At 65.1% G+C, this 20,001-nt stretch carries 18 protein-coding genes; 8 read left to right on the top strand and 10 right to left on the bottom strand.

Translation table 11 applies throughout. The annotated features are described in order from the left end of the window. Position 1 precedes the first annotated feature (1 nt). The 3 genes from HCR84_RS15125 to HCR84_RS15115 are packed head-to-tail and all read right to left on the bottom strand — an operon-like array spanning position 2 to position 1,997. Complete coding sequence (locus tag HCR84_RS15125) at positions 2-445, bottom strand: rhodanese-like domain-containing protein (protein ID WP_166979674.1); 444 nt, start codon at positions 443-445, stop codon at positions 2-4. A gap of 2 nt (positions 446-447) precedes the next feature. Further along, the gene (locus HCR84_RS15120) at positions 448-1,053 is read right to left on the bottom strand and encodes a bifunctional 4-hydroxy-2-oxoglutarate aldolase/2-dehydro-3-deoxy-phosphogluconate aldolase (protein ID WP_166979676.1); all 606 of its coding nucleotides are present in this window, start codon (positions 1,051-1,053) and stop codon (positions 448-450) included. A 2-nt stretch (positions 1,054-1,055) separates the two neighbouring features. After that, the gene (locus tag HCR84_RS15115) at positions 1,056-1,997 is read right to left on the bottom strand and encodes a sugar kinase (RefSeq protein WP_166979678.1); all 942 of its coding nucleotides are present in this window, start codon (positions 1,995-1,997) and stop codon (positions 1,056-1,058) included. 168 nt (positions 1,998-2,165) lie between these two features. Here HCR84_RS15115 and HCR84_RS15110 point away from each other — a divergent pair, with 168 nt between their 5' ends. From HCR84_RS15110 to HCR84_RS15100, 3 genes are read left to right on the top strand one after another with little or no spacing between them, the layout of a single operon-like run. After that, positions 2,166-3,446: an alanine racemase gene (locus HCR84_RS15110; RefSeq protein ID WP_166979681.1), complete on the top strand. Its 1,281-nt coding sequence runs from the start codon at positions 2,166-2,168 to the stop codon at positions 3,444-3,446. A 36-nt stretch (positions 3,447-3,482) separates the two neighbouring features. Beyond that, entirely contained in the window at positions 3,483-5,051 is a 1,569-nt protein-coding gene (locus tag HCR84_RS15105; RefSeq protein WP_166979683.1) for an N-acyl-D-amino-acid deacylase family protein, read from the top strand. A gap of 2 nt (positions 5,052-5,053) precedes the next feature. Beyond that, the gene (locus tag HCR84_RS15100) at positions 5,054-5,788 is read left to right on the top strand and encodes an IclR family transcriptional regulator (RefSeq protein WP_166979685.1); all 735 of its coding nucleotides are present in this window, start codon (positions 5,054-5,056) and stop codon (positions 5,786-5,788) included. 52 nt (positions 5,789-5,840) lie between these two features. On the opposite strand, the gene HCR84_RS15095 is transcribed toward HCR84_RS15100, so the two are convergent. The 4 genes from HCR84_RS15095 to HCR84_RS15080 form a co-directional block, all read right to left on the bottom strand. Further along, a complete protein-coding gene (locus HCR84_RS15095) occupies positions 5,841-7,109 on the bottom strand; it encodes an ATP-binding protein (protein WP_195706657.1) in 1,269 nt (422 codons plus the stop codon). 117 nt (positions 7,110-7,226) lie between these two features. Then, positions 7,227-7,901: an HAD-IA family hydrolase gene (locus HCR84_RS15090; protein WP_218043580.1), complete on the bottom strand. Its 675-nt coding sequence runs from the start codon at positions 7,899-7,901 to the stop codon at positions 7,227-7,229. Positions 7,902-8,300: 399 nt separating this feature from the next. Continuing rightward, positions 8,301-8,702, bottom strand: coding sequence for a GNAT family N-acetyltransferase (locus HCR84_RS15085; RefSeq protein ID WP_166979689.1), 402 nt, complete (start codon positions 8,700-8,702; stop codon positions 8,301-8,303). Between the two features lie 105 nt (positions 8,703-8,807). Then, positions 8,808-9,125 carry a winged helix-turn-helix transcriptional regulator gene (locus HCR84_RS15080; RefSeq protein ID WP_434063562.1) on the bottom strand — a complete coding sequence of 106 codons (318 nt, stop codon included), beginning with the start codon at positions 9,123-9,125 and terminating at the stop codon, positions 8,808-8,810. A gap of 160 nt (positions 9,126-9,285) precedes the next feature. On the opposite strand from HCR84_RS15080, the gene HCR84_RS15075 reads away from it, so the two are divergent. Beyond that, positions 9,286-9,930 carry an NAD(P)-dependent oxidoreductase gene (locus HCR84_RS15075; protein ID WP_166979693.1) on the top strand — a complete coding sequence of 215 codons (645 nt, stop codon included), beginning with the start codon at positions 9,286-9,288 and terminating at the stop codon, positions 9,928-9,930. 23 nt (positions 9,931-9,953) lie between these two features. On the opposite strand, the gene HCR84_RS15070 is transcribed toward HCR84_RS15075, so the two are convergent. From HCR84_RS15070 to HCR84_RS15060, 3 genes are read right to left on the bottom strand one after another with little or no spacing between them, the layout of a single operon-like run. Next, entirely contained in the window at positions 9,954-11,177 is a 1,224-nt protein-coding gene (locus HCR84_RS15070) for an APC family permease (protein ID WP_166979695.1), read from the bottom strand. A gap of 55 nt (positions 11,178-11,232) precedes the next feature. Then, positions 11,233-11,964, bottom strand: a complete 732-nt coding sequence (locus HCR84_RS15065) for a VOC family protein (RefSeq protein ID WP_166979696.1) — start codon at positions 11,962-11,964, stop codon at positions 11,233-11,235. Then, on the bottom strand, positions 11,961-12,122 hold the full coding sequence (locus HCR84_RS15060; protein ID WP_166979697.1) for a ribbon-helix-helix domain-containing protein: 162 nt from the start codon (positions 12,120-12,122) through the stop codon (positions 11,961-11,963). The genes HCR84_RS15065 and HCR84_RS15060 overlap by 4 nt, the downstream gene beginning before the upstream one ends. A 194-nt stretch (positions 12,123-12,316) precedes the next feature. Here HCR84_RS15060 and HCR84_RS15055 point away from each other — a divergent pair, with 194 nt between their 5' ends. The 4 genes from HCR84_RS15055 (at position 12,317) to HCR84_RS15040 (ending at position 19,960) form a co-directional block, all read left to right on the top strand. After that, on the top strand, positions 12,317-13,474 hold the full coding sequence (locus tag HCR84_RS15055; protein ID WP_166979698.1) for an exonuclease SbcCD subunit D: 1,158 nt from the start codon (positions 12,317-12,319) through the stop codon (positions 13,472-13,474). Then, positions 13,471-16,422, top strand: coding sequence for an AAA family ATPase (locus HCR84_RS15050; RefSeq protein ID WP_166979699.1), 2,952 nt, complete (start codon positions 13,471-13,473; stop codon positions 16,420-16,422). Before HCR84_RS15055 ends, HCR84_RS15050 begins: the two co-directional genes overlap by 4 nt. An 85-nt stretch (positions 16,423-16,507) precedes the next feature. Continuing rightward, positions 16,508-17,719 carry a hypothetical protein gene (locus HCR84_RS15045; RefSeq protein WP_166979700.1) on the top strand — a complete coding sequence of 404 codons (1,212 nt, stop codon included), beginning with the start codon at positions 16,508-16,510 and terminating at the stop codon, positions 17,717-17,719. A 75-nt stretch (positions 17,720-17,794) separates the two neighbouring features. After that, on the top strand, positions 17,795-19,960 hold the full coding sequence (locus HCR84_RS15040; protein ID WP_166979701.1) for an LPXTG cell wall anchor domain-containing protein: 2,166 nt from the start codon (positions 17,795-17,797) through the stop codon (positions 19,958-19,960). The last annotated feature ends 41 nt before the right edge of the window (positions 19,961-20,001 follow it).

Raw genomic sequence — 20,001 nt, 5'->3', positions numbered from 1 at the left:
GCTACTCTGCGGTGACGAGCGGATCGGCCGGGCGGGTGAGGTCGACGATCGCGCCGTCCTCACCGACACCTTCGATGGGAAATCCGTTGCGCGCCCAATACTCGTAGCCGCCGATCATCTCGCGCACATCAAATCCCTGCTCGAGCAGCGTCTTCGCCGTGTATGTCTCTCCATTGCAGCCCGGCCCCCAGCCATACAGGATGAGCGTGCGGTCAGTCGGCAGAACGCCCAGATCGCCCTCTAGCGCGTCGTTCGGCAGATGAAGCGCCCCAGTCACGTGGCCGTGATCCCACGAAGCCTGCTTGCGCGTATCGACGATCACCGCGCCGTCAGCCTGAGATGCGCGCGCTGCCACGACGTCGATCTCGTAGGCGAGCCGTGCTTCCACATGAGCAAGACGGGAACGGATGCTGTCAGCAGCGCTGCCCTTCGCGGAGACCGCCATGATCAGCGCTTCAGCAACTCAGCGAGCTTCGGCAGCTGCGACTCGTCTTCGAGAGCCGAGCCCACGGCGACGACACGCACACCTGCGGTGAGGAAGTCGCCGGCGTTACCGGCATCCATTCCGCCTGTTGCCACGAACTTCGCCCCGGGAAACGGCCCACGCATCGCACCGAACCACGGTGTGCCGAGAAGCGAGGCGGGAAAGGCCTTGAGCCAGGTCAGGCCCTCCTTCAGGGCAAGCTGCACCTCACTCGGGGTTGCGACGCCAGGGAGGGCGGGCAGACCGGCCTCCGTCGAGGCGCGCACGACCTCCGGGTCGAAGCCAGGGCTCACCGTGAATTCGGCTCCGGCGGCGGCGGCCTGTGCCACGTGCTCGACCGTGACGACGGTGCCGGCGCCGACGCGCTTGCCGCGACCGCGGCCGGCCTCGGCGACCGCTCGCAGAGCCTCAATGTCGTCTGCAGTCTGAATCGGCAGTTCGACAACGTCGATGCCGAGGTCCCATGCGGCGGCGGCGACGTTCAGGCTGCGTTCCACGCCCATGCCCCGCATAATCGCCATGAGTGGGGCGCCCGCGAAGAGAGTGTCGAATTCTGTATTGCTGGCCATGGTCAGCCCTTCTGCTTGTCCGGATCGATGATCAGTTCTTCGACCTCGATGATGAAGTCGCTCGTCGATTGCAGCACGAGACGTGCCCGTGCGTGTCCTGCCGCCAGCCGATCGGATGCCGCTTCGCCACGCAGTGCCGCCGCGAGGTAGCCAGCCGCAAACGCGTCGCCGGCGCCAACCGCTTCGACGACATCGGCCGGGGTCGTTGCGACGAAGACGCGTTCGTCTGTTCCGTCGGCGCGGTAAAACTCGGTGGCCCCGATTTCGCCGTCTTTGACGACGAGTCGCTCGGGTTCGGGGAGAATTGCGCGAACGTCGTCTGCCGTCTCGGTTCCCCAGAGCGTGTGCGCTTCGTCGAGTCCGACGAAGACGATGTCGGCTCGGTTGGCAAGGGAACGCAGGGTGGGGGAGGCGGCGCCCCGCGGCCACAGGGCAGCGCGGTGGTTCACGTCGAAGCTGAGCGTCGCGCTGCTCGCCGCCACGCGTTCGACCACGGAGTCGACAAGGTCTGAGCAGCTTGGCGAGAGGGCGGGAGTGATCCCTGTCAGGTGCACGATCTCGGAGGCTTCGAGAGGCACGTCGCGTACGGTTTCCGGCCCCATTCGCGAGGCCGCCGAGCTGCGCCGGTAGTACAGAACGCCGTCGCCCGGGTCTTTGAAGTACACGCCCGTTGGTGCCTCGGCATCCGATGTCACCCACCGAGTATCGACGCCGCGGGCGCTGATCGTTGCCCGAAGGCGCTCCCCGAGTGCATCGTCTCCGACGGCGCTAACCCAGGCGGCGCGAACTCCGAGGTGGGAGAGGTGCGAGGCGAGGTTCGATTCGGCGCCACCCGCGTCGAGCCGAAAATCTGTCGCCGTCCCGAGCGGTTCGGCCGATGCCGGGGTGACGAGCGTCATCGTCTCACCGATGGTAATCAGGCGTGGAGCGGCCTCGGAAGTCATGAGTCAATAATGCATTCGTTGTGCGCCGTATGCAATTGGTGTTGCAATATGTGCAACACGTCGCGAATGCCGAGGAGTTGCATGAGTCCATTGTGCGCGGTTAGCGTTGCTTTAGTACGCAACACCTTGTGCAGAAATTGCACACCCGATCGGTGAGTAGGCATCACGATGACGACATCGCTTCATCTCGGCGACCTGGCAAGCGAGCGGCTCTCCGCGCGAGACAAGGGCATTCCCGCTCGGGCGTTCGGCCTCACTGTTCGAGAGTTTCTCGACAGTGAGCCGCGGCTCGGCGAGTTCTGGACTCCGATCATCGCGCTCGATGACGAGGCGATGCAGAACAATCTCGACGTGATGCGCGAGTGGACGGCCGCGCGCGGGCTCGAGCTGATGCCGCACGGAAAGACGACGATGGCGCCGGCACTCTGGCAGCGACAGCTTGATGCCGGATGCACGGGCATCACGCTCGCCACGATGGGGCAGGTGCGCACAGCGCGAACCTTCGGGTTGAGCTCGATCATGCTGGCCAATTCCGCCGTCGACGAGCGCTCGCTGCGCTACCTCGCCGCAGAGCTCGCCGACCCGGACTTCCGGTTTTCTTGCTGGGTCGATTCGGTGGCGACGATCGAGGCGATGGAAGATGCGCTCGCGAGGGTCGCCCTCGACCGTCCGATCGACGTGTGCATCGAGCTCGGTCAAGACGGCGGCCGCACGGGAGCGCGCACGCTCGACGAAGCCATTGCCGTCGCGCAGCGTGCCGCGGCATCCGGTGTCGTCCGGCTTGCCGGCGTTGGCGGATATGAGGGGAGCCTCGGCCACGATCGCTCAGCGCATTCTGTCGATGCCGTACGCCGCTATCTCGAGCGACAGGTCGAGCTGCACCGAGCACTCGGCGACCTCTACGACGACGGCGATATCTCCGTGACGGCGGGAGGCAGTGCCTACTTCGACATCGTCGCCGACGTGTACGCGGAGGCAATGACCGACGACGCGCACACACACTGGACATTGAGATCCGGCGCCTACATCACCCACGATGACGGCTTCTACCGCAGCATCTCGCCGCTTGACGAGGCCGGTGACAACGTGGCGAACCCGCTTCGCTCTGCCATGCACGGCATCGCCCGCGTTGTCTCGCACCCGGAACCGGGCCTCGCGCTGCTCGACGGGGGGAAGCGTGATTTTCCGTTTGACGAGGGGCTGCCGATCCCGCGCGCAATCGCCGCCGACATCGGGCAGTCGCCGCGTGCGCTCGTCGGCGCCGAGATCTCGGCGATGAACGACCAGCACAGCTACCTGACGCTGACCGAGCAGGATGCCGCTATCGGCGACGTCATCTCACTCGGCCTCTCGCACCCGTGCACCGCGTTCGACAAATGGCACTACCTCCCGGTCGTCGAATCGGCCGCGTCCGACCGTGTCATCGACCTCGTTCGCACGTTCTTCTAGAGCATCCGCGTCACCAGCTACAACCGAGGAGCACCCATGCGAACCATCCTGCAGGGCGGAACCGTTGTCGATCGCGACGGCGAGCGGGTTGCCGACGTTGTCGTCGACGGCGACACGATCGTGGCGGTCGGCGCCGACGTCGCCATCGAGGGGGCCCGCGTAATCGACTGCGCCGGGCGCTTCATCCTGCCGGGATTCGTCGACGCGCACTCGCACGCCGATGGACTTCTGGCAGACGACGACGTGCAGCGTGCGCTGCTGAAGCAGGGCGTCACGAGCATCATCGCCGGGCAAGACGGCGTCTCGTTTGCCCCGGGAGACGGCGCCTATGGCAGCGAGTACTTCGCAGCCATCAACGGGCCGCACCCGAGCTACGCGGGCGGCGGCGTTGCGGAGTACCTGGCCGGGGTCGACGGAGCGTCGAGGCTCAACGCCGCCTACGCGATTCCTGGCGGAACCGTGCGCTGGGAGGTGTGTGGGCGTTCGACCGCGCCAGCGAACCACGCCGAGCGTGACGCGATGGCGGCGCTCGTCGAGCAGGGAATGCGCGACGGCGCCGTCGGGCTATCGACAGGGCTCGACTATGTGCCCGGCATTTTCGCCGATGCCCGCGAGATCGCGGCACTCACCGCGCCCGTCGCGAAGGCGGGCGGCGTCTACATCAGCCACATGCGCGGCGGGTACGAGGCGAACTCCTCCGAGGGTATCGACGAGATCGCCGCCATCGCCGCGGCGACGGGCGCCCGAGTGCACATCTCGCACTTTCACGCCGAGGCGCACATTGTGCTTGCACAGCTCGCAGCCCTCGACGATTGGGGTGTCGACGCCACGTTCGATGCCTACCCGTATACGCGCGGCTGCACGCTGCTGGCGATGCCGCTACTGCCGCCCGAGCTCGTGGCGAAGCCCGTCGACGACGTAGTGCGTGTGATCGGCGACCCGGTCGAACGCGCGCGACTGCGCCGCGACTGGTTTCCCGAAGTCGACAGCAAGCCGAGCCTCGGGCCCGAGTGGCCGAGCATGATCACCCTCGCGCACGTTGCAGCGCCCGAGTATGCCTGGGCACACGGCATGACCGTTGAGGATGCCGCTGCGGCGGCCGGCGTGGACGCCATCGACCTCGCTCTCGACGTACTCACGGCATCCCGCCTGCAGGCGAACGCGGTGATGGCGGTGCGCTACGATCGGCCGGTCTCTGAGCTCGCGCAGATCTTTGCGCACCCGGCGCACATGGGCGGCTCTGACGGCATCTTCGTCGGCGCGCACCCGCACCCGCGTGCCCGCGGCACGTTCGCCCGCTACCTGCGCGAGTACGTGCGCGAGACCCGCACCTGGTCGTGGCCGGATGCTGCCTCGCACCTGTCGGCCGCGCCCGCGGAGCGCTTCTCGCTCGGCCGTCGCGGTCGCGTCGAGCCGGGCTGGGTCGCCGACCTCATCGTCGTTGACCCGGAAACCGTCAGCGATACGGCGACCTACGAGCATCCTCTGGGTGAAGCCGTCGGAATCGACGACGTGCTCGTCGCCGGCGTGCCGGTGCTCAGAGCTGGCGAGCTGCAGGAGTCATTGCCTGGCCGGGGTCTTCGTCGCTCGGAAACACAGGAGTAGCCATGTCGCAGAGCGTGAAACGGGCGGCTCGCATTGTCGATTCGATTGCCGCGGAGCCAAAGAGCGTCGTGCAGCTTGCAGAGGAATTCGAGCTGCACCGGTCGACCATGTTTCGTGAACTGCAGTCGCTTGAAGAGGTGGGCTACGCCCGACGTCGCAAAGATGGAACGTACACTCTCGGTTTCCACCTCGTCTCGCTCGCGCAGAGCTCACTCGAGAGCATTGATCTGCGGGATGTGGCGTCGAGCCTGCTGCGTCGGCTGCACAAGGTTGTGGGAAACACGGTGCACCTTGCGGCGCTCATGGACGACTCCATCATCTATGTCGACAAGGTCGAAGACGCCAGCGGTGTGCGCATGTACTCGCGGGTCGGCGCGCCCGTGCGCACCCACTGCAGCGGGGTGGGTAAGGCGATTCTCGCCCATCTCGACGTCGGCAAGCGGGATACTGTGCTCGCGAGCACCGACTGGAGGAAGTACACCGAGAACACGATTACGACGCGCAGCGGGCTCGACGTGGAGCTCGCGGCTATCGCCGAGCAGGGCTGGGCTGTTGACGATGGCGAGTTCGAGGACTTCGTCAATTGCGTCGCTGTGCCGATCGTCACGCGCGCCGGCATTGTGGGCGCGCTGTCGCTCACGGCGATTCGCATGGTCGAAGACCTCGATCAGTTGAAGACGCGCCTGCCGCTGATGCAGCAGACGGCGCAGCAGATCGCCCGTGAGCTTGGACCGTGAAAACGCGGCGTCGAGTTGCTTCCGTTGGGCGAGGCTGCTCGTTGTGCTTGCGTCATGGCCCGAGCAACGCTAAGGGGACGACAGCAACGCCGTCGGGTCGTCGATAGGCGTATGGCCCTGTGTTGACGACGACCTTGTCGGCAAGACGGTCACCGATTTGATCCTGTAACCAATTCAGATGACGTACGTCGCGATCTCCTATTGTCGCCGCAAGTTTCACCTCGATGGCGACCACGCCGCGATCTTCTCCCTCAACGATGAGATCGATCTCTCGCCGATTATCGCTGGTGCGTAGATGCCCGAGTTGGGCGCCATGAGGTTCCGCGTACACTCTGATGCTTTGTGTAGCCAACGATTCGAACAAGGCACCGAGCCATGTACCTGTTGATTGCGACACGGTGCCTTCGCCGTGAAGCAGACCGGATTTACCCACACCCACGAGGCGTGCTGCAAGTCCAGGATCAACAAGGTGATGCTTCGGAGACCGCCTCAGTCGCTTAAGGGGGTTAAAGGTCGGGATCCACGGTGGAAGTGGATCGAGAACATAGAGCCTCTCCAAGTGTTCTCGGTATGACTCGATCGTAGAGCGCGCCGGTTTGTCTGCCACGCCCGCAGACGCGGCGTCAAGGAGGGTCGTGTAACTCGCATCCGTGGACGTTGCGGCCCCGTATGCAGCCAGCCATTTCATGAGCGCTCCTGGGTGGCGGATACTGACGCCATTTTCTGGGAGCTCCCGGGCCACGAGGCGTGAGAGGTAGCTGTCGAGTTGCATTTTTCGGCCCCGTTCGCCGAGACCGCGTATGCCGGGGAATCCCGATCGGAGAATCTCATCCGTATATGTGTCAAGACTGACCGAAGTGGTGCCCGTGACGCGTGGCCGCACGCCCGAGAGAAGTTCCCCGAGCGAGACAGCTGGCGTGGCGATGCCGCGTTCGCTGAACGCGAGGGGTCGCATCGTGAGGCTGATGATGCGACCTGCGCCAGAGTGGATTCGTACACCGGGTGCTATTCCTGCTGATCCGGCAAGCAGAAACTGTCCGCCAGAAGTGTTGTTATCTACCGCGCTGCGTACTTCTTCCCATACATCGGGTACGAGCTGCCATTCGTCAATGAACGTTGGCTTTGCGGCCAGAGTCACGGCCTCGGGGTCCGCGGCAACGACGGCGCGTTGCGCCCTCTTATTCAACGAGAAGATCGTCGCAGCGCGCTGGGTGGCAGTTGCGGTCTTACCGACGCCCTTCGCGCCCTCCAGCGCGATTGCAGCAAGTTCTGGAACGAGATCGTCCAAGAGCGAGTCAATGATCCGCGGAGAGTAGGTCACGCGCAATAGCGTACTATTCCTCGCGGGAAATCAGACAAATTTCCACGTTTCTATCAGACAAATTTCCACGCCTCTATCAGGCAAAGTTCCGAGTCGTTGACGGTTGGACCCGTGTGTTTACGCAACGTGGAGGCGGAACCCGCCCTCGACGAGCTCGACGGAGATCTGATCGAGGCTCGTGATCACGAGGTCGGCGTCGAGCTGATCCGGTGTGTGCGTTCCCGGAAGGCCGATCGTGAAGCATCCCGCAGCACGCGCTGAGGCGAGGCCGGCCGGAGCATCCTCGAAAGCAACGCAGTCGCTTGGGTGTGCGCCGAGGCGGGCGGCACCGGTCTCGAACGCCTCGGGGTCGGGCTTGCCCGCGACGACGTCGTCGAACGTGACGAACGAATCGGGGCGGGGAATTCCGGATGCCGCGATGCGCACATCAGCGAGAGCCTGCGTGCACGAGGTGACGATCGTCCACGAGTGCTCGGGCAGCGCTGTGAGCAGGGCGAGTGCTCCGGGCAGGGCGACGACGCCGTCTGTGTCTTCGATCTCCAACTGTGTGACGCGGGCGAGTGCCTGTTCAACCTGATCGGCAGGCAGGATGCTGGCAAGCAGCTCGCGTGCCGGGCGGCCGTGGTGATTGCCCGTGCCGAGATCTGCCTGCACGCCCTGCTCTTCGGCGAGGCGCGTCCAGGAGCGCACGACGGCGGGCGTCGAGTCGATGAGCGTGCCGTCCATGTCGAAGAGCGCCCCGCGAAAGGTGCGGGTCTGAAGGGCGGATGCTGCGTCGAGATCGAGTGTCACCGGTGTTCTCCGTTCGTTGCCCCGATCGTATCGATTCGACCCGAGGAAACCCTCAACTGTTCCGCGTTCCGCATAGGATTGCCCCATGGACGAGCCTTACTTCCGTAGCGCGACAAGTTCGGATGATCAGCCGTCGACACCAGTCCGCAGCGAGTCGGTCGCGGCGGGTCGCGCGCTCGGCACAACGCTCCAGAATTCTTTCGTGGAAGCGCAGCTCGTGAGTCACGAACTCGACGACGTTGTGCACGCTGTTCACTCGGCCGGTTCCGACGTGGATCGCATCGCCTCTGATCTGGGAATGAGTCTTGATCTCATCGATTACATCCTGCGAGGAGGGACTTCCTGGACATGGTTTCTAAACCGCGGACTTTACTCAAATGGGAGCGAACCTTCGCCGAATCACCCCGCGTAATCGGGGTAAATACGAAAACCGGCTTTCTCGCGATGGGCAAATGAGCGATAGAACTCGTGGGCGTCGTCGGTGATGAGATCCAGCCTTTGTGCTCCGGAATTTTGAAACGCCGCGATGACGAGTGCTCGTGCGATCCCCTGCCGGCGATGTTTCTCGCTCACCCCGACCTGTGCGAGGAAAGCTTGTACTATTCCGTCGCTCAACACCTGAGCGAAACCGATGACTTCGTCGTTTGACACAGCGACGAACGTACTGACGCCCGGCGCCGAATAGCCTCGTTTTGCCACGCGCGCATCAGAGTATGAGTGCCAGCCGAGTTCTTTGCATAGCGAGGCAACTCCTGCGGCCCAGCGCGCGTCGAATCGATGAACTTCGCACTTATTGCCCATGGCTGTCAGGGTACCGCGGTTGCAATCGACGCACTGTTCCGTGCATTTGTGAAGCAAATGCACCGTTCCCGACACGGGATGTATGCATTTCACTCAAACAAGCGGCTACTGGTGAGCGAGGTCGTACGTTTTCTGCGATTCCGCCACATCGCTCATGTGGGCGATTGACCATTCCTGCAGCGCGTTCAGAGGTTCGAGGAGGGTGCGACCCGCGTCTGTGAGCGCGTACTCCACGCGGACGGGCACCTCCGGAAACACGGTGCGGCGCACGAGCCCGTCGCGCTCCAGGCCGCGGAGGGTCTGGGTGAGCATCTTCCGCGAGACGCCCTCGACCTGGCGACGCAGCTCAGAGAAGCGCGCGTCGCCATTTCCGAGGATGCCGACGATCAGCACAGTCCACCGGTCGCCGATGCGGTCGAGCATGCGTCGCGTCGGACAGTCGGCGTTGTAGGGGTTGCCGGGGAGCCCAAGCGACGCTGTAGTGGTTACCACAAAGTGCCTTCTTCCGATCAGAGACATGCTCTCTTATAGTAACTAAGGGTTGCCGTTTGGCGCCACCATTTCGAAGAAGGAAAGGCATTCAATGTCTCGCATCACTGTCATCGGCGGCACCGGTTACGCCGGATCCGCCATCGTCGCCGAAGCAGCCTCGCGCGGCCACGAGGTAACAGCCCTGAGTCGCTCGCTGCCCACCGAGCCCGTTCAGAATGTGAACTACGCGCAGGGTGACGCCACAGACGAAGCAACGCTGATTTCGGTCATCGAAGGCTCCGATGTTGTCGTGGGTGCGCTCGCCCCACGCGGAGAGCTCGCCAGCGCGTGGCGCGACTTCTACCGCTTCCTCGCTCGCCGAGCGGATGCCGCTGGCGTGCGACTGTATATCGTTGGCGGCGCCTCGTCGCTGCGTCCCGCGCCCGGGGCAGAGCGCTTCGTCTCAGACCTCAGCGGCATTCCCGACGAGCTTCACGACGAAATTCGACTGGGCGCTGCGTTCATTGTCGAAGATCTCCCCGCCACTCCGGCATCTCTCGATTGGGTGTTCGTCAGCCCGGCGCTTCACTTCGGCGCGTTCATGCCTGGGGAGCAGCTCGGCCGATACCGTCTGGGCGATGACGTCGCCGTCGACCCAGAGGGCGGCGCCATCTCTGCAGCCGACTACGCTCTCGGGTTCGTCGACCTCATTGAGAAGGGCGAGCACCACAGAGCGCACGTCAACATCGGGCACTGAGGCGTCGGGCGCTGACACGGCGGCTATGCGGCATGGGGGCGGTGAAACAGCATCCGCCCGATCAGGCCGATCGTGAGAACGACGACCCCGGCAACCAGGCTCTGCCACGGCACGGCCGCGGCCAGAGCGATGCAGCCCACCATGCCCACGGCTTGCAGCCACCTCGGGAAGCGGCGGTGCGCAGCGGTCTGCGTCCACGCCGAGACGTTGGCAATGAAGTAGTAAAGCAGCACGCCAAAGCTCGAAAATCCGATCGCGCCGCGCAGATCGAGCGTGAGCACGAGCGCGATTGAGATGACGGCGAGCAGCAGCTCAATGCGGTGCGGCACACGCCAGCGTTCATGAACGGCGGCGAGCGGTCGCGGCAAGTCACCCTCACGTGCCATGGCGAGTCCGGTTCGCCCGATTCCCGCCATGAGTGCGAGCAGGGCACCAAGAGATGCCGCGGCCGCCGCGATCTGCACGACAGGCTGAGCCCACGCGGGCACGGAGTCGCGCAGCGGCGAGACCGAGTGCGCGAGCTGCTCGGGCCCCAGCGTCGTGAGCACGCTGACAGCCACGACGCTGTAGACGATGATGGCACCAAGGAGCGCGATAACGATTGCCCGAGGAATGGTGCGCGCGGGGTCGCGCACTTCTTCACCCATCGTCGCGATGCGCGCGTACCCGGCGAAGGCGAAGAAGATCAGCGCGGCGGCCTGCACGATGCCATACGGTCCGCCCGCGAACACGTCGCCGATCGGCGTACGATCGGCGCCCACGTTCGCCACGACAAGGGATGCCGCGAGACACACCAGAACAATCACGACGATCACGCGTGTTGCCAGCGCTGTTCGTGTCACGCCCAGGTAGTTGACTAGGGCGACGGCGGCAACGGCGAGCGCGGCGACGGGCTTCTCCCATCCGGCCGGCGCCGCATACGCGGCAAATGTGAGCGCCATCGCCGCCGTTGACGCGGTCTTGCCGATCAGAAAGCACCAGCCCGCCGCGAACCCCCACCAGGGCCCGAGCTGTGCGCGACCGTACGCGTAGGTTCCCCCAGATACCGGATGCTGCGCGGCAAGCTGCGCCGACGATGTCGCATTGCAGAAGGCGACGATTGCCGCGATTCCGAGCCCGACGAGCAGCCCGGAGCCTGCCGCCTGCGCTGCCGGGCCAAACACGGCGAAGACGCCAGCGCCGATCATCGAGCCGAGCCCGATGACGACGGCGTCGGTGAGGCCGAGGCGACGCGCAAGCGTGGTCATGGTGCCCAGAGTATGACGGCCGGGTGTCCACGTGGAAACATCCGATTCGGCAGGCTCAGCTGTTCTCTGTGTATCCGTAGAGGTCGGTCTGCGCGCCATTCACCCAGAGCTGGCTTCCCTCGGGCGTCGTGGCGCGGAGCGTGCGGTTGTACGCCTCGTCGACGACGGTGCTGTCGATTCCGGATGCGGTCAGCCGCTCGGCTGCGGCGTCGAGGTCGCCGCGATGCTCGAAAGACAGGCCTACGCGATTCGCAACGGGGTTGCTGGCTGAGCCGATGTCGTGAAGTGCGATGGAGCCGCCGCCCTTGGCGTCGAACACCGCCCATCCGCCGGAGTCGGAGGTGATCTTCAGTGTGAGTCCGAGCGCGGTGAGCACACGCGATGCGCCGTCGACGTCTGCTGTGAAGATCAGCGGCAGAAGCGAGACGTCGCCGTGCGGCGGTCGCGCGGCGCCCACGGCCACGTGCACTGTCGTCACGTCATCGACCGAAATCTGCAGTGTGGCACCGATGCCCTCCATCTCCCCGCGAGCGATGGCGACGCCCTCGGCTGTCGCCCGTGACTCGAGGGCATCGAGCGCGGCGGCGTCATCGACGAGCATCCAGATCTCGGCCGTTCCCGCCAGCGGGTCGCTCGACTCGACGCCGTGCACTGCAAGCATGCCACGGCCGTCAAACTCCGACCAGGAATCGTTCGCCTCGCCCTGTGCGGTGAGGCCGATGCCCTCGGCCAGAATGCGCCACTTACGCGGATTCTGGGTGAACTGAATCACCTGGATGGCGGTCATGGGGTGCCCTCCTCTGAGACGTAGTCGGTCATGATGCGCTCGACGAGCGACGACAGCGACGTGCCCTCGTCAATTGCGCGGTGCTTGATCTGCGTAACAAGCGAAGCGGGCAGATACACGTTGAACTGCACCTTCTTCGCGTCGGTGTCTTCTACCATGCTAGCAATCTAGCGTGCTTCCAGCACCTCGGCAACTCATGCGTCCCATATGGCGGCCGGGTGGGGTGCAGGCACGCATATGGGACGCATGAACGCGAGGCGACGTGTGCGAGGAGAGCCCGGAGCGTGTCGGCGCCATCCACAGGCGACATCGCGCGGGCACGAGTGTCGGCCACAGCCGGTAGCGTCGAGACATGCGCATTCTGCACACGTCCGACTGGCACATCGGGCGCACATTTCACGGGCACCCGACGCTCGGCGCACTCGAGGGCGTGCTTGAGGCGCTCACCGAGATCGTGCGCGAGCAGAGCATCGACGTTGTGATCGTCGCCGGAGACGTCTTCGATTCGGCGACACCCTCCGCCGACGCCTACCGCCTACTCACGCGGTCACTCACGCGACTGCGCGAGACGGGCGTCGTGATCGTCGCGACGAGCGGCAATCACGACTCGGCTGCGCGGCTCGGGTTTCAATCGGAGTTCGCGCGCCTCGCCGGCATCCACGTGCTCACCAGTGACGAAACTCTCGACGTTCCCGTGACTGTCGATGACGACAGCGGACCCGTGCATATCTACGGCATCCCGTACCTCGAACCGGCGCTCATTCGGCACAGGTACCCAGACGAGACATTGCGCACGCAGGCCGACGCCGTCGCGTTCGCGATGCGCCGGGTGCGTGCCGACGTCGACGAGCGGGGCGGGCGCAGCGTCGTTGCGTCGCACTGCTTTGCCCAGGGCGTGGCGGATGCCGCGAGCGACGTCGAGCGTGACATCACGTCTGGCGGCATCGACCTCGTGCCCGCGAACGTATTCGAGGGAGTGGACTACGCGGCGCTCGGGCACATTCACGGGCGGGCGCGGCTGACCGACAGCATCCGGTATTCAGGGGCACCGCTGCACTACTCGTTCAGCGAGGCGGGCAAGCCGCGCGGCGGGTGGATTGTCGATCTGGATGCTAGGGGGCTCGCAGGAGTGGAGTGGGTCGACCTGCCGATTCCGCGGCGCCTGAGCGTTGTGACCGGAACCCTTGAGGAGCTTCTGACCGACGATGCGTACGCCGACGTGGAGGACGACTGGGTGAGCGCGGTGCTGACCGACACAGTGCGCCCGATCGACGGCATGCGCAAGCTGCAACGGCGGTTTGCGCACTGCGCCGCGATGGTGCACGAGCCCGCCGTCGTCGCCGATCACGGCGAGCGAACATACGCCCAGCGGGTGCAGGGCAAGAGCGATTCTGAGGTCGTCGACGAGTTTCTCTCGTACGTGCGCAACGGGCAGGGCGCGAGCGATGCCGAGAGCGAGATCATCGGTGAGGCGATCGCCGAGTTGCGTGCGGCGGAGGCGAGCGCATGAAAATCAACCGGCTGAGCATCACCGGGTTCGGGCCCTATCGCATGACGCAGACCGTCGACTTCGATGCGTACACCGATGACGGCATCTTCTTGATCACGGGGAAGACGGGCGCGGGAAAATCCAGCATTCTCGACGCGATTTCGTTTGCCCTGTACGACAGCGTGCCGCGCTACGATGGCACAAAATCGCGGTTGCGCAGCGACCATTGCGCCTCGGGAGATGAGACGAGCGTCGAACTCGAGTTCACGATCGGCGACACGCGCTATCGGGTGACGCGGTCTCCGGAATACGAGCGGCCCAAGTCGCGAGGCACGGGGACGACAACGCAGAAGCCCACCGCGCAGCTTGACGTATTCGGGACCGATGGGTGGCAGGGGATTGCATCGCGGCCCGTTGACGTCGGGCACGAGCTCGGCGAGATTCTCGGGTTGAAGAAAGAGCAGTTTCTGCAGGTGATTCTGCTTGCCCAGAACCGGTTTCAACAGTTTCTGCTTGCGAACAGCCGCGACCGCGAGGCAGTGCTTCGCAGCCTCTTCGGCACGCAGCGCTTTGCCGACTACGAAGAAGCCGTCTCCAACCGACGGCGCGAGCTCGAGAATCAGCTGGCTGTGACCCGGGCCCAGATCGATCAGGGCATCGCCGATGCGGCAACACTCGTTGACGACGACGCGCCCGAGACCGATGCAGTGGCGTGGCTCGAACAGCAGGTTCTCAACTTTGGTGCACGAATCGCCACGGCGATCTCCGATGCGAACGCTGCAGACATCGTGCGTGACAACGCCGAGGCGAAGCACGCCGAGGCAACCGAGCTTCGTCGACGTCAGAAGCGTCGAAGCGATGCCGACGCGCGCATGGCCGAGCTCGACGATGCCGAGGGCGGCGTCGGCGAACGGCGCACCGAGCTGAAGCGTGCCGATGTCGCTGAGCAGGTGTGGCCCTATGTTGCGGCGAAGCGTTCCGCACGCGATGCCGCGTCACGAGCAGAGGTGAGTGTCGAGAAGACGTCAGATGCACACGCCACGGCAGGAGGTGACGCGACCCTCGATCCCGAGCAGCTTGACGCCGTCGCAGAGAAACACTCGGGAAGACTCGCGCTGCTTGCCGATGTGCTCGCTCGCGAAGAACGCCTTGACGGGCTCGCCGACACCGAGACGAACGCGGCACAACGCGCGACGTCCGCGAATGAGGAGCTTGGCACCTTAGAGGCGCGGCTTGCGCAGCTGCCGCACGCGATTGAGGCGGCGAACAACGATCTCACCGCGACGCGGGTGGAAGCGTCGCGCGCTGACGCGGCATCCGCCGATGTCGACCGCCTTGTCACGGCGCGTGCCGCGGCCGAGCGAGCCGCCGCCGTGGAAATCGAGCGTGATGATGCACGCCACGTCGAAGCAGAGCGTGTGCGCGAGAACACCGCTGCGTCGGCCGACCTGCAGCGCCTTCTCGATGAACGCCTCGCTGGCCACGCGGCCGAACTGGCATCGGAACTGCGCGACGGCGAGCCGTGCGCTGTGTGCGGGGCCACACGGCATCCCTCACCCGCAGCCCACACGGGCGACCCGGTGACCGAGTCAGACATCGACGCGGCACGCGAACGCCTTGCCAATCGAGAGAAGGCGAAGGCGAATGCCGCGGGCATCGTCTCGGCGCACGAAGCGACGCTCGCCGAGCAGCGTGCCGTCGCGGGTGATCGAACTGTTGAGCAGATTGACGGCGAACTTGAGCCCGCGCGCGAACGCCTCACGGCGGCGAGGGAGGCGACGAAGCGGTGCGACGATCGGGACAAGCAGCTGGGCGTGCTCATCGCGGAGCGGGATGCCGGTGATACGAAGCGAGAGCAGCTGCGCACCGCTCGTGACGAACACGTGGCGGCAGAGAAAGCAGCACGCACCGAGATTGTTCGCATCACTGCCGAAATCGACGCGCAACGCGGCGATGCGGAATCCATAGCCGAGGTCGTTGCGACGGTCACCGCACTGCGCGACACCGCTGCGACGCTTGCCGCTGCGCTGCGCACACGAGACGACCGAGAGTTCTCAGCGAGGGAGGCCGCGAGCAACCTGGAACAGAGCCTCAGCGAGCACAGCCTGGCAGACGAGGGCGAGGTCGAGAGCGCTCGACGCACGGACACCGCTCGCGAACGGCTGCGCGAGAGCATCCGCACTCATGACGACGCGCGAGCGAGCGTTGCATCGATCCTGGCGGAACCCGAGCTTGCCGATCTTCCCGCCGAGCTGCCCGATACAGAAGCGACCGAAACCGCTGTCGTCGACGCACGGAGAGTGCGCGATGAGTTTTTTCGTGCTCGCGACACGCTCAGCGAGCGACACACGACCCTTGTGCGCACAGTGTCGAGTGTAAAAGAGCGGCTCGCGGCATCCGTCGAGGCAAACGCCGAGTTCGACGTTGTGCAGAATCTGGCGAAGACCCTCGCGGGCGACGGCCCGAACACGCGCAAGATGCGCCTCGAAGGGTTCGTGCTCGCCGCCGAGCTCGAACGCATCGTCACGGCGGCGAACGCGCGCCTCCGCACGATGACGGGCGGTCGGTATGCACTCGAGCACGACGATTCGGTGCAGTATCGCAACGTGAAGTCGGGGCTCGGGCTGGCGATCTTCGACCAGCACACCGGTGTCGCGCGGGCAACGCACTCGCTGTCAGGGGGCGAAACGTTTCTGGCTTCCCTCGCGTTGGCTCTGGGACTTGCCGAGGTTGTCACCGCTCGCGCTGGCGGCATCACTCTCGACACACTGTTTGTCGACGAGGGCTTCGGATCACTCGATGCCGACACCTTGGAAGTGGCGATGTCAACGCTCGATTCGCTGCGTGCTGGCGGGCGAACGGTGGGCCTGATCAGCCACGTCGAAGGCATGAAGGAGCAAATACCAGCCAAGCTGCGCATCACCGTCGCCGACGGCGGGTGGAGCGAGATTCACCAGGGCAACGGGTAGCCAATCGCACGATCTCCCTGGCCAAGACGCACCGAACGTGCAAACATGGGTGCCATCGGCGTTTTTGGCGACGAGCTTCAGGGGGGTGAAGCACGTGCAATCGGCAATGGGGAGCAGATTCCGTCTCTCGCGCGTGCTTCTTGCCGCAGCGGCTGTCGCTCTTGTCTGGTTCTTCGTTCAGCTGTTCTTTGGGGCCTCTCCCGCTTCGGCGGAGGAGAGCGATGGCTCAGATTCCGGCAGCGTGACCGACCTCGTTTCGCAGGTCACCGACGCGGTGAAAGACGATGTCACCGATCCCGTTACCGACGTTGTCGATACCACGACGTCGGAGGTCGTCGACGTTGTCGACGAGGTGGCGGATGCTGCTCGGCCGCCCGCCGCAGAATCGGAACCGCCCGCAGAGGAGCAAGCGCCGCCGAGTGACGCGACGCCGCCTTCCGAGCCGTCGACGCCACCCGCAGATGCGTCTGACGAGGGCTCTGGTTCCGCGGCCGAAGGTACAGATCAGGCGGCCGACCCGGCGCGCTCGACGGATTCACCACCGCCGTCCGATCCCCTTACCGAGGTGACCGACTCCGCGATTGACGCGGTCGACTCCGCCGTTTCCGACACTCCAGTTGCCGACGTGACGGTTCCTCTTGCGGCGACCATCGACAGCGCCGTCGACCCGCTCATTTCAACCGTGCCGCTTGCGGGAAACACGGTGGCCGACCTCGTCGGCGGCCATGCGCTCGAGGTGACGATCGGCGCGGTGACGTCCATCGTCGACCCGCTCGTCGCCGACGTCGTTGACACGACGACGCACACGACCACGGTCGCGACACACACCGTCGGGGGAGTCGTGTCCGAGGCTGCAGATGCCGTCGCGGTGGTCGCCGAGCCGCTTGATCTCGGCCCTGCCGACGTGGCTCAATCGCCATCACTGCGCAATGTCTCTGAGCGTGCTGTGCCGTCGCTCTCGGGCGAGGCAGCGACCGGTGCTCTTCACAAAGCGCCCCGGGGCTATGCGGCGGTGAGCCCGACGGGCGGCGACGCAGAAGCCTCTCTCGCTGGAGTCGACGCGACGCAGTCCGCCTCCGCAGCGGACGCTCCCCTCCCGATCGCCCCGCCGGCCCTCGGTGCTGCGGCGGTCGGCAGTGCCGCACTTTCGGCTGGATCAGCGGGCGGAGCGGGCACGGTCGCTGACAGCACATCGGCAAGCGCAACGGCGTTAGGCGACGGCATCCGTTCTGGCTCCCTTGACGACGACGATCTCCCTGAATCTCTGACACTCACGCTCACTTGCTCTCCTGATTAATGGTCGCGATGTCGCCATCGAGGCGACTCGCACCCATCTGGTCGATGGGACCGTTTATCAATCAGGAGAGAGAAAATGAAACGCACATTGACAAGGTGCCTCTATGGAACCTTGATAGCCGGGGGGATCATCTTCTTCGGCTCGACTGCGGCAAACGCCGCGGAGCAACCGTCTGGTGATGAAGGCACGAGCTGCGGCTGTGTCACGAACATCATCACCGACGTGACCGACACGGCGACGGATGCCGTCGACGACATCGTTTCGTCAGCGACCGAGCATGGTTCTCAGCCGCCGGCTGACGATACGGCACCGCCTGCGGAGGACACGGCACCGCCTGCGGAGGATACGGCACCGCCTGCGGAGGACACGGCGCCTCCTGCCGAGGAAACGAGGCCCCCTGCGGAGGACACGGCGCCTCCTGCCGAGGAAACGACGCCCCCTGCGGAGGACACGGCGCCTCCTGCCGAGGAAACGACGCCCCCTGCAGAGGACACCGCGCCCCCTGCCTCAGGTGACGCTGACGCCGACTCAGCAACCTCTGGCGACGACAGCGTCGCTGGCGGCACGAACGCAAGTCCGGTGGTGAACATCCCGATCACTGCGAACGGTGTTGCCGTTTCTGGGCTCGGTGATTCCGTTACGTCTGGTGCTGCCACCGGGGCGAGTGCTTCCGACCCGATGGGCGCGGCTTCGGACGCTTCCACCTCTGGTGATGATGGCATTGCCAGCGGCACCGCTGTTGCCCCTGTGGTGACTGTGCCGGTGGATCTCGGTGGTCTCGCGATCGCCGGTCTGGGCGATGCCTCGACGACACGTGCTGGTGCTTGGGTTCCCGAGGGGAACGCTGGCGCTGGCTCGGCTCCGGTTGGGGGCACGTCGGACGTCGTCACTTCTGGTGACGACAGTGTCGTTGGTGGTTCGGTCGTGGATCCCACGGCCACGTTGCCGATTTCGCTGCGCGGCCTTGCCGTTTCGGTGATCGGTGATTCCGCCACGTCCGGTGCTGCCACCGGGGCGGCCGCCGACATGGGGGCTTCCGATCCGGTGGGGGCGGCTTCGGACGCTTCCACCTCTGGTGATGATGGCATTGCCAGCGGCACCGCTGTTGCCCCAGTGGTGACTGTGCCGGTGGATCTCGGTGGTCTCGCGATCGCCGGTCTGGGCGATGCTTCGACGAGTGTTGGTGCTTGGGTTCCCGAGGGGAACGCTGGCGCTGGCTCGGCTCCGGTTGGGGGCACGTCGGACGTCGTCACTTCTGGTGACGACAGTGTCGTTGGTGGCACTGCCGTCTCGCCGGTGGTGGACATTCCGGTCGATCTCGCTGGAATTGCGGTTTCCGGTCTCGGCGACGCAACATCCAGCGGCGGCGGTGACGTTTCTGACGTTGCCCGCGCCGATGCAGATTCGGCAGGTGTCGCATCAAACGCTGTGACCTCTGGTGACGACAGCATCGCTGGCGGCTCGGTTGTGAGCCCGGCAGTTGAGGCACCGATTACGGTGAACGGTTCAGCCGTTTCCGTGGTCGGTGACTCGACGACATCGGGTGCAGCAACGACTGTCGACACTGAAGGTGCAGTCACTGAGCCGGTCGCTGACTCAGGTTCGCAGTCGTCTGGCGACGACAGCGTTCTCGGCGGCTCCGTCGTTGATGGTCCGGTTGATGCCCCGGTGACGGCAAATGGCAATGCCATTTCAGTGATCGGCGACTCGACGACATCGGGCGCAAGCACCGTGTCTGAAGGGAGCGCAGGTGTTGATTCTCCGATGACTTCGGGTGACGACAGCGTTCTGGGCGGAAGCCTCATCGATCTCGAGACCAGCGTTCCCGTCACCATCGGCGGAAACGCGATCTCGGTGATCGGAGACAGCACGACCGAGGTCCCTTCTGGCACTGACGACCCGGGCACAGATGACCCGGAGACTGACAACCCGGAAACTGACAACCCGGAAACTGACAACCCGGGCACTGATGACCCGGGCGCAGACAACCCAGGGACCGATGACCCGAGCGCAGACGAGCCCGACTCAAATGACCCGGACGTTCTCGAGCACGGCAGTAGCGACAGTGGCGCTTCACCGGCCGCGTCGTCCGTGCGCTGGAGTAACAGCGGCGCCAGCCAAGAGCTGCCTGAAACGGGGGCTGACGGGAGCACTGCCGTTCTCGGACTCGCGGCACTTCTGCTTCTCGCTGGGGCGGGGGTGAAACTGGCTGGGCGTAAACGCGCGCTTCGCCGACGCTGAGATCCCCATCGATGAGCGGTCGCTGAACTCAGCGACCGCTC

The organism is Paramicrobacterium fandaimingii, assembly GCF_011751745.2.
Lineage (GTDB): Bacteria > Actinomycetota > Actinomycetes > Actinomycetales > Microbacteriaceae > Paramicrobacterium > Paramicrobacterium fandaimingii.
The sequence above is the reverse complement of the archived record's forward strand: the minus strand, read 5'-3'. Positions and strand labels throughout refer to the sequence as shown.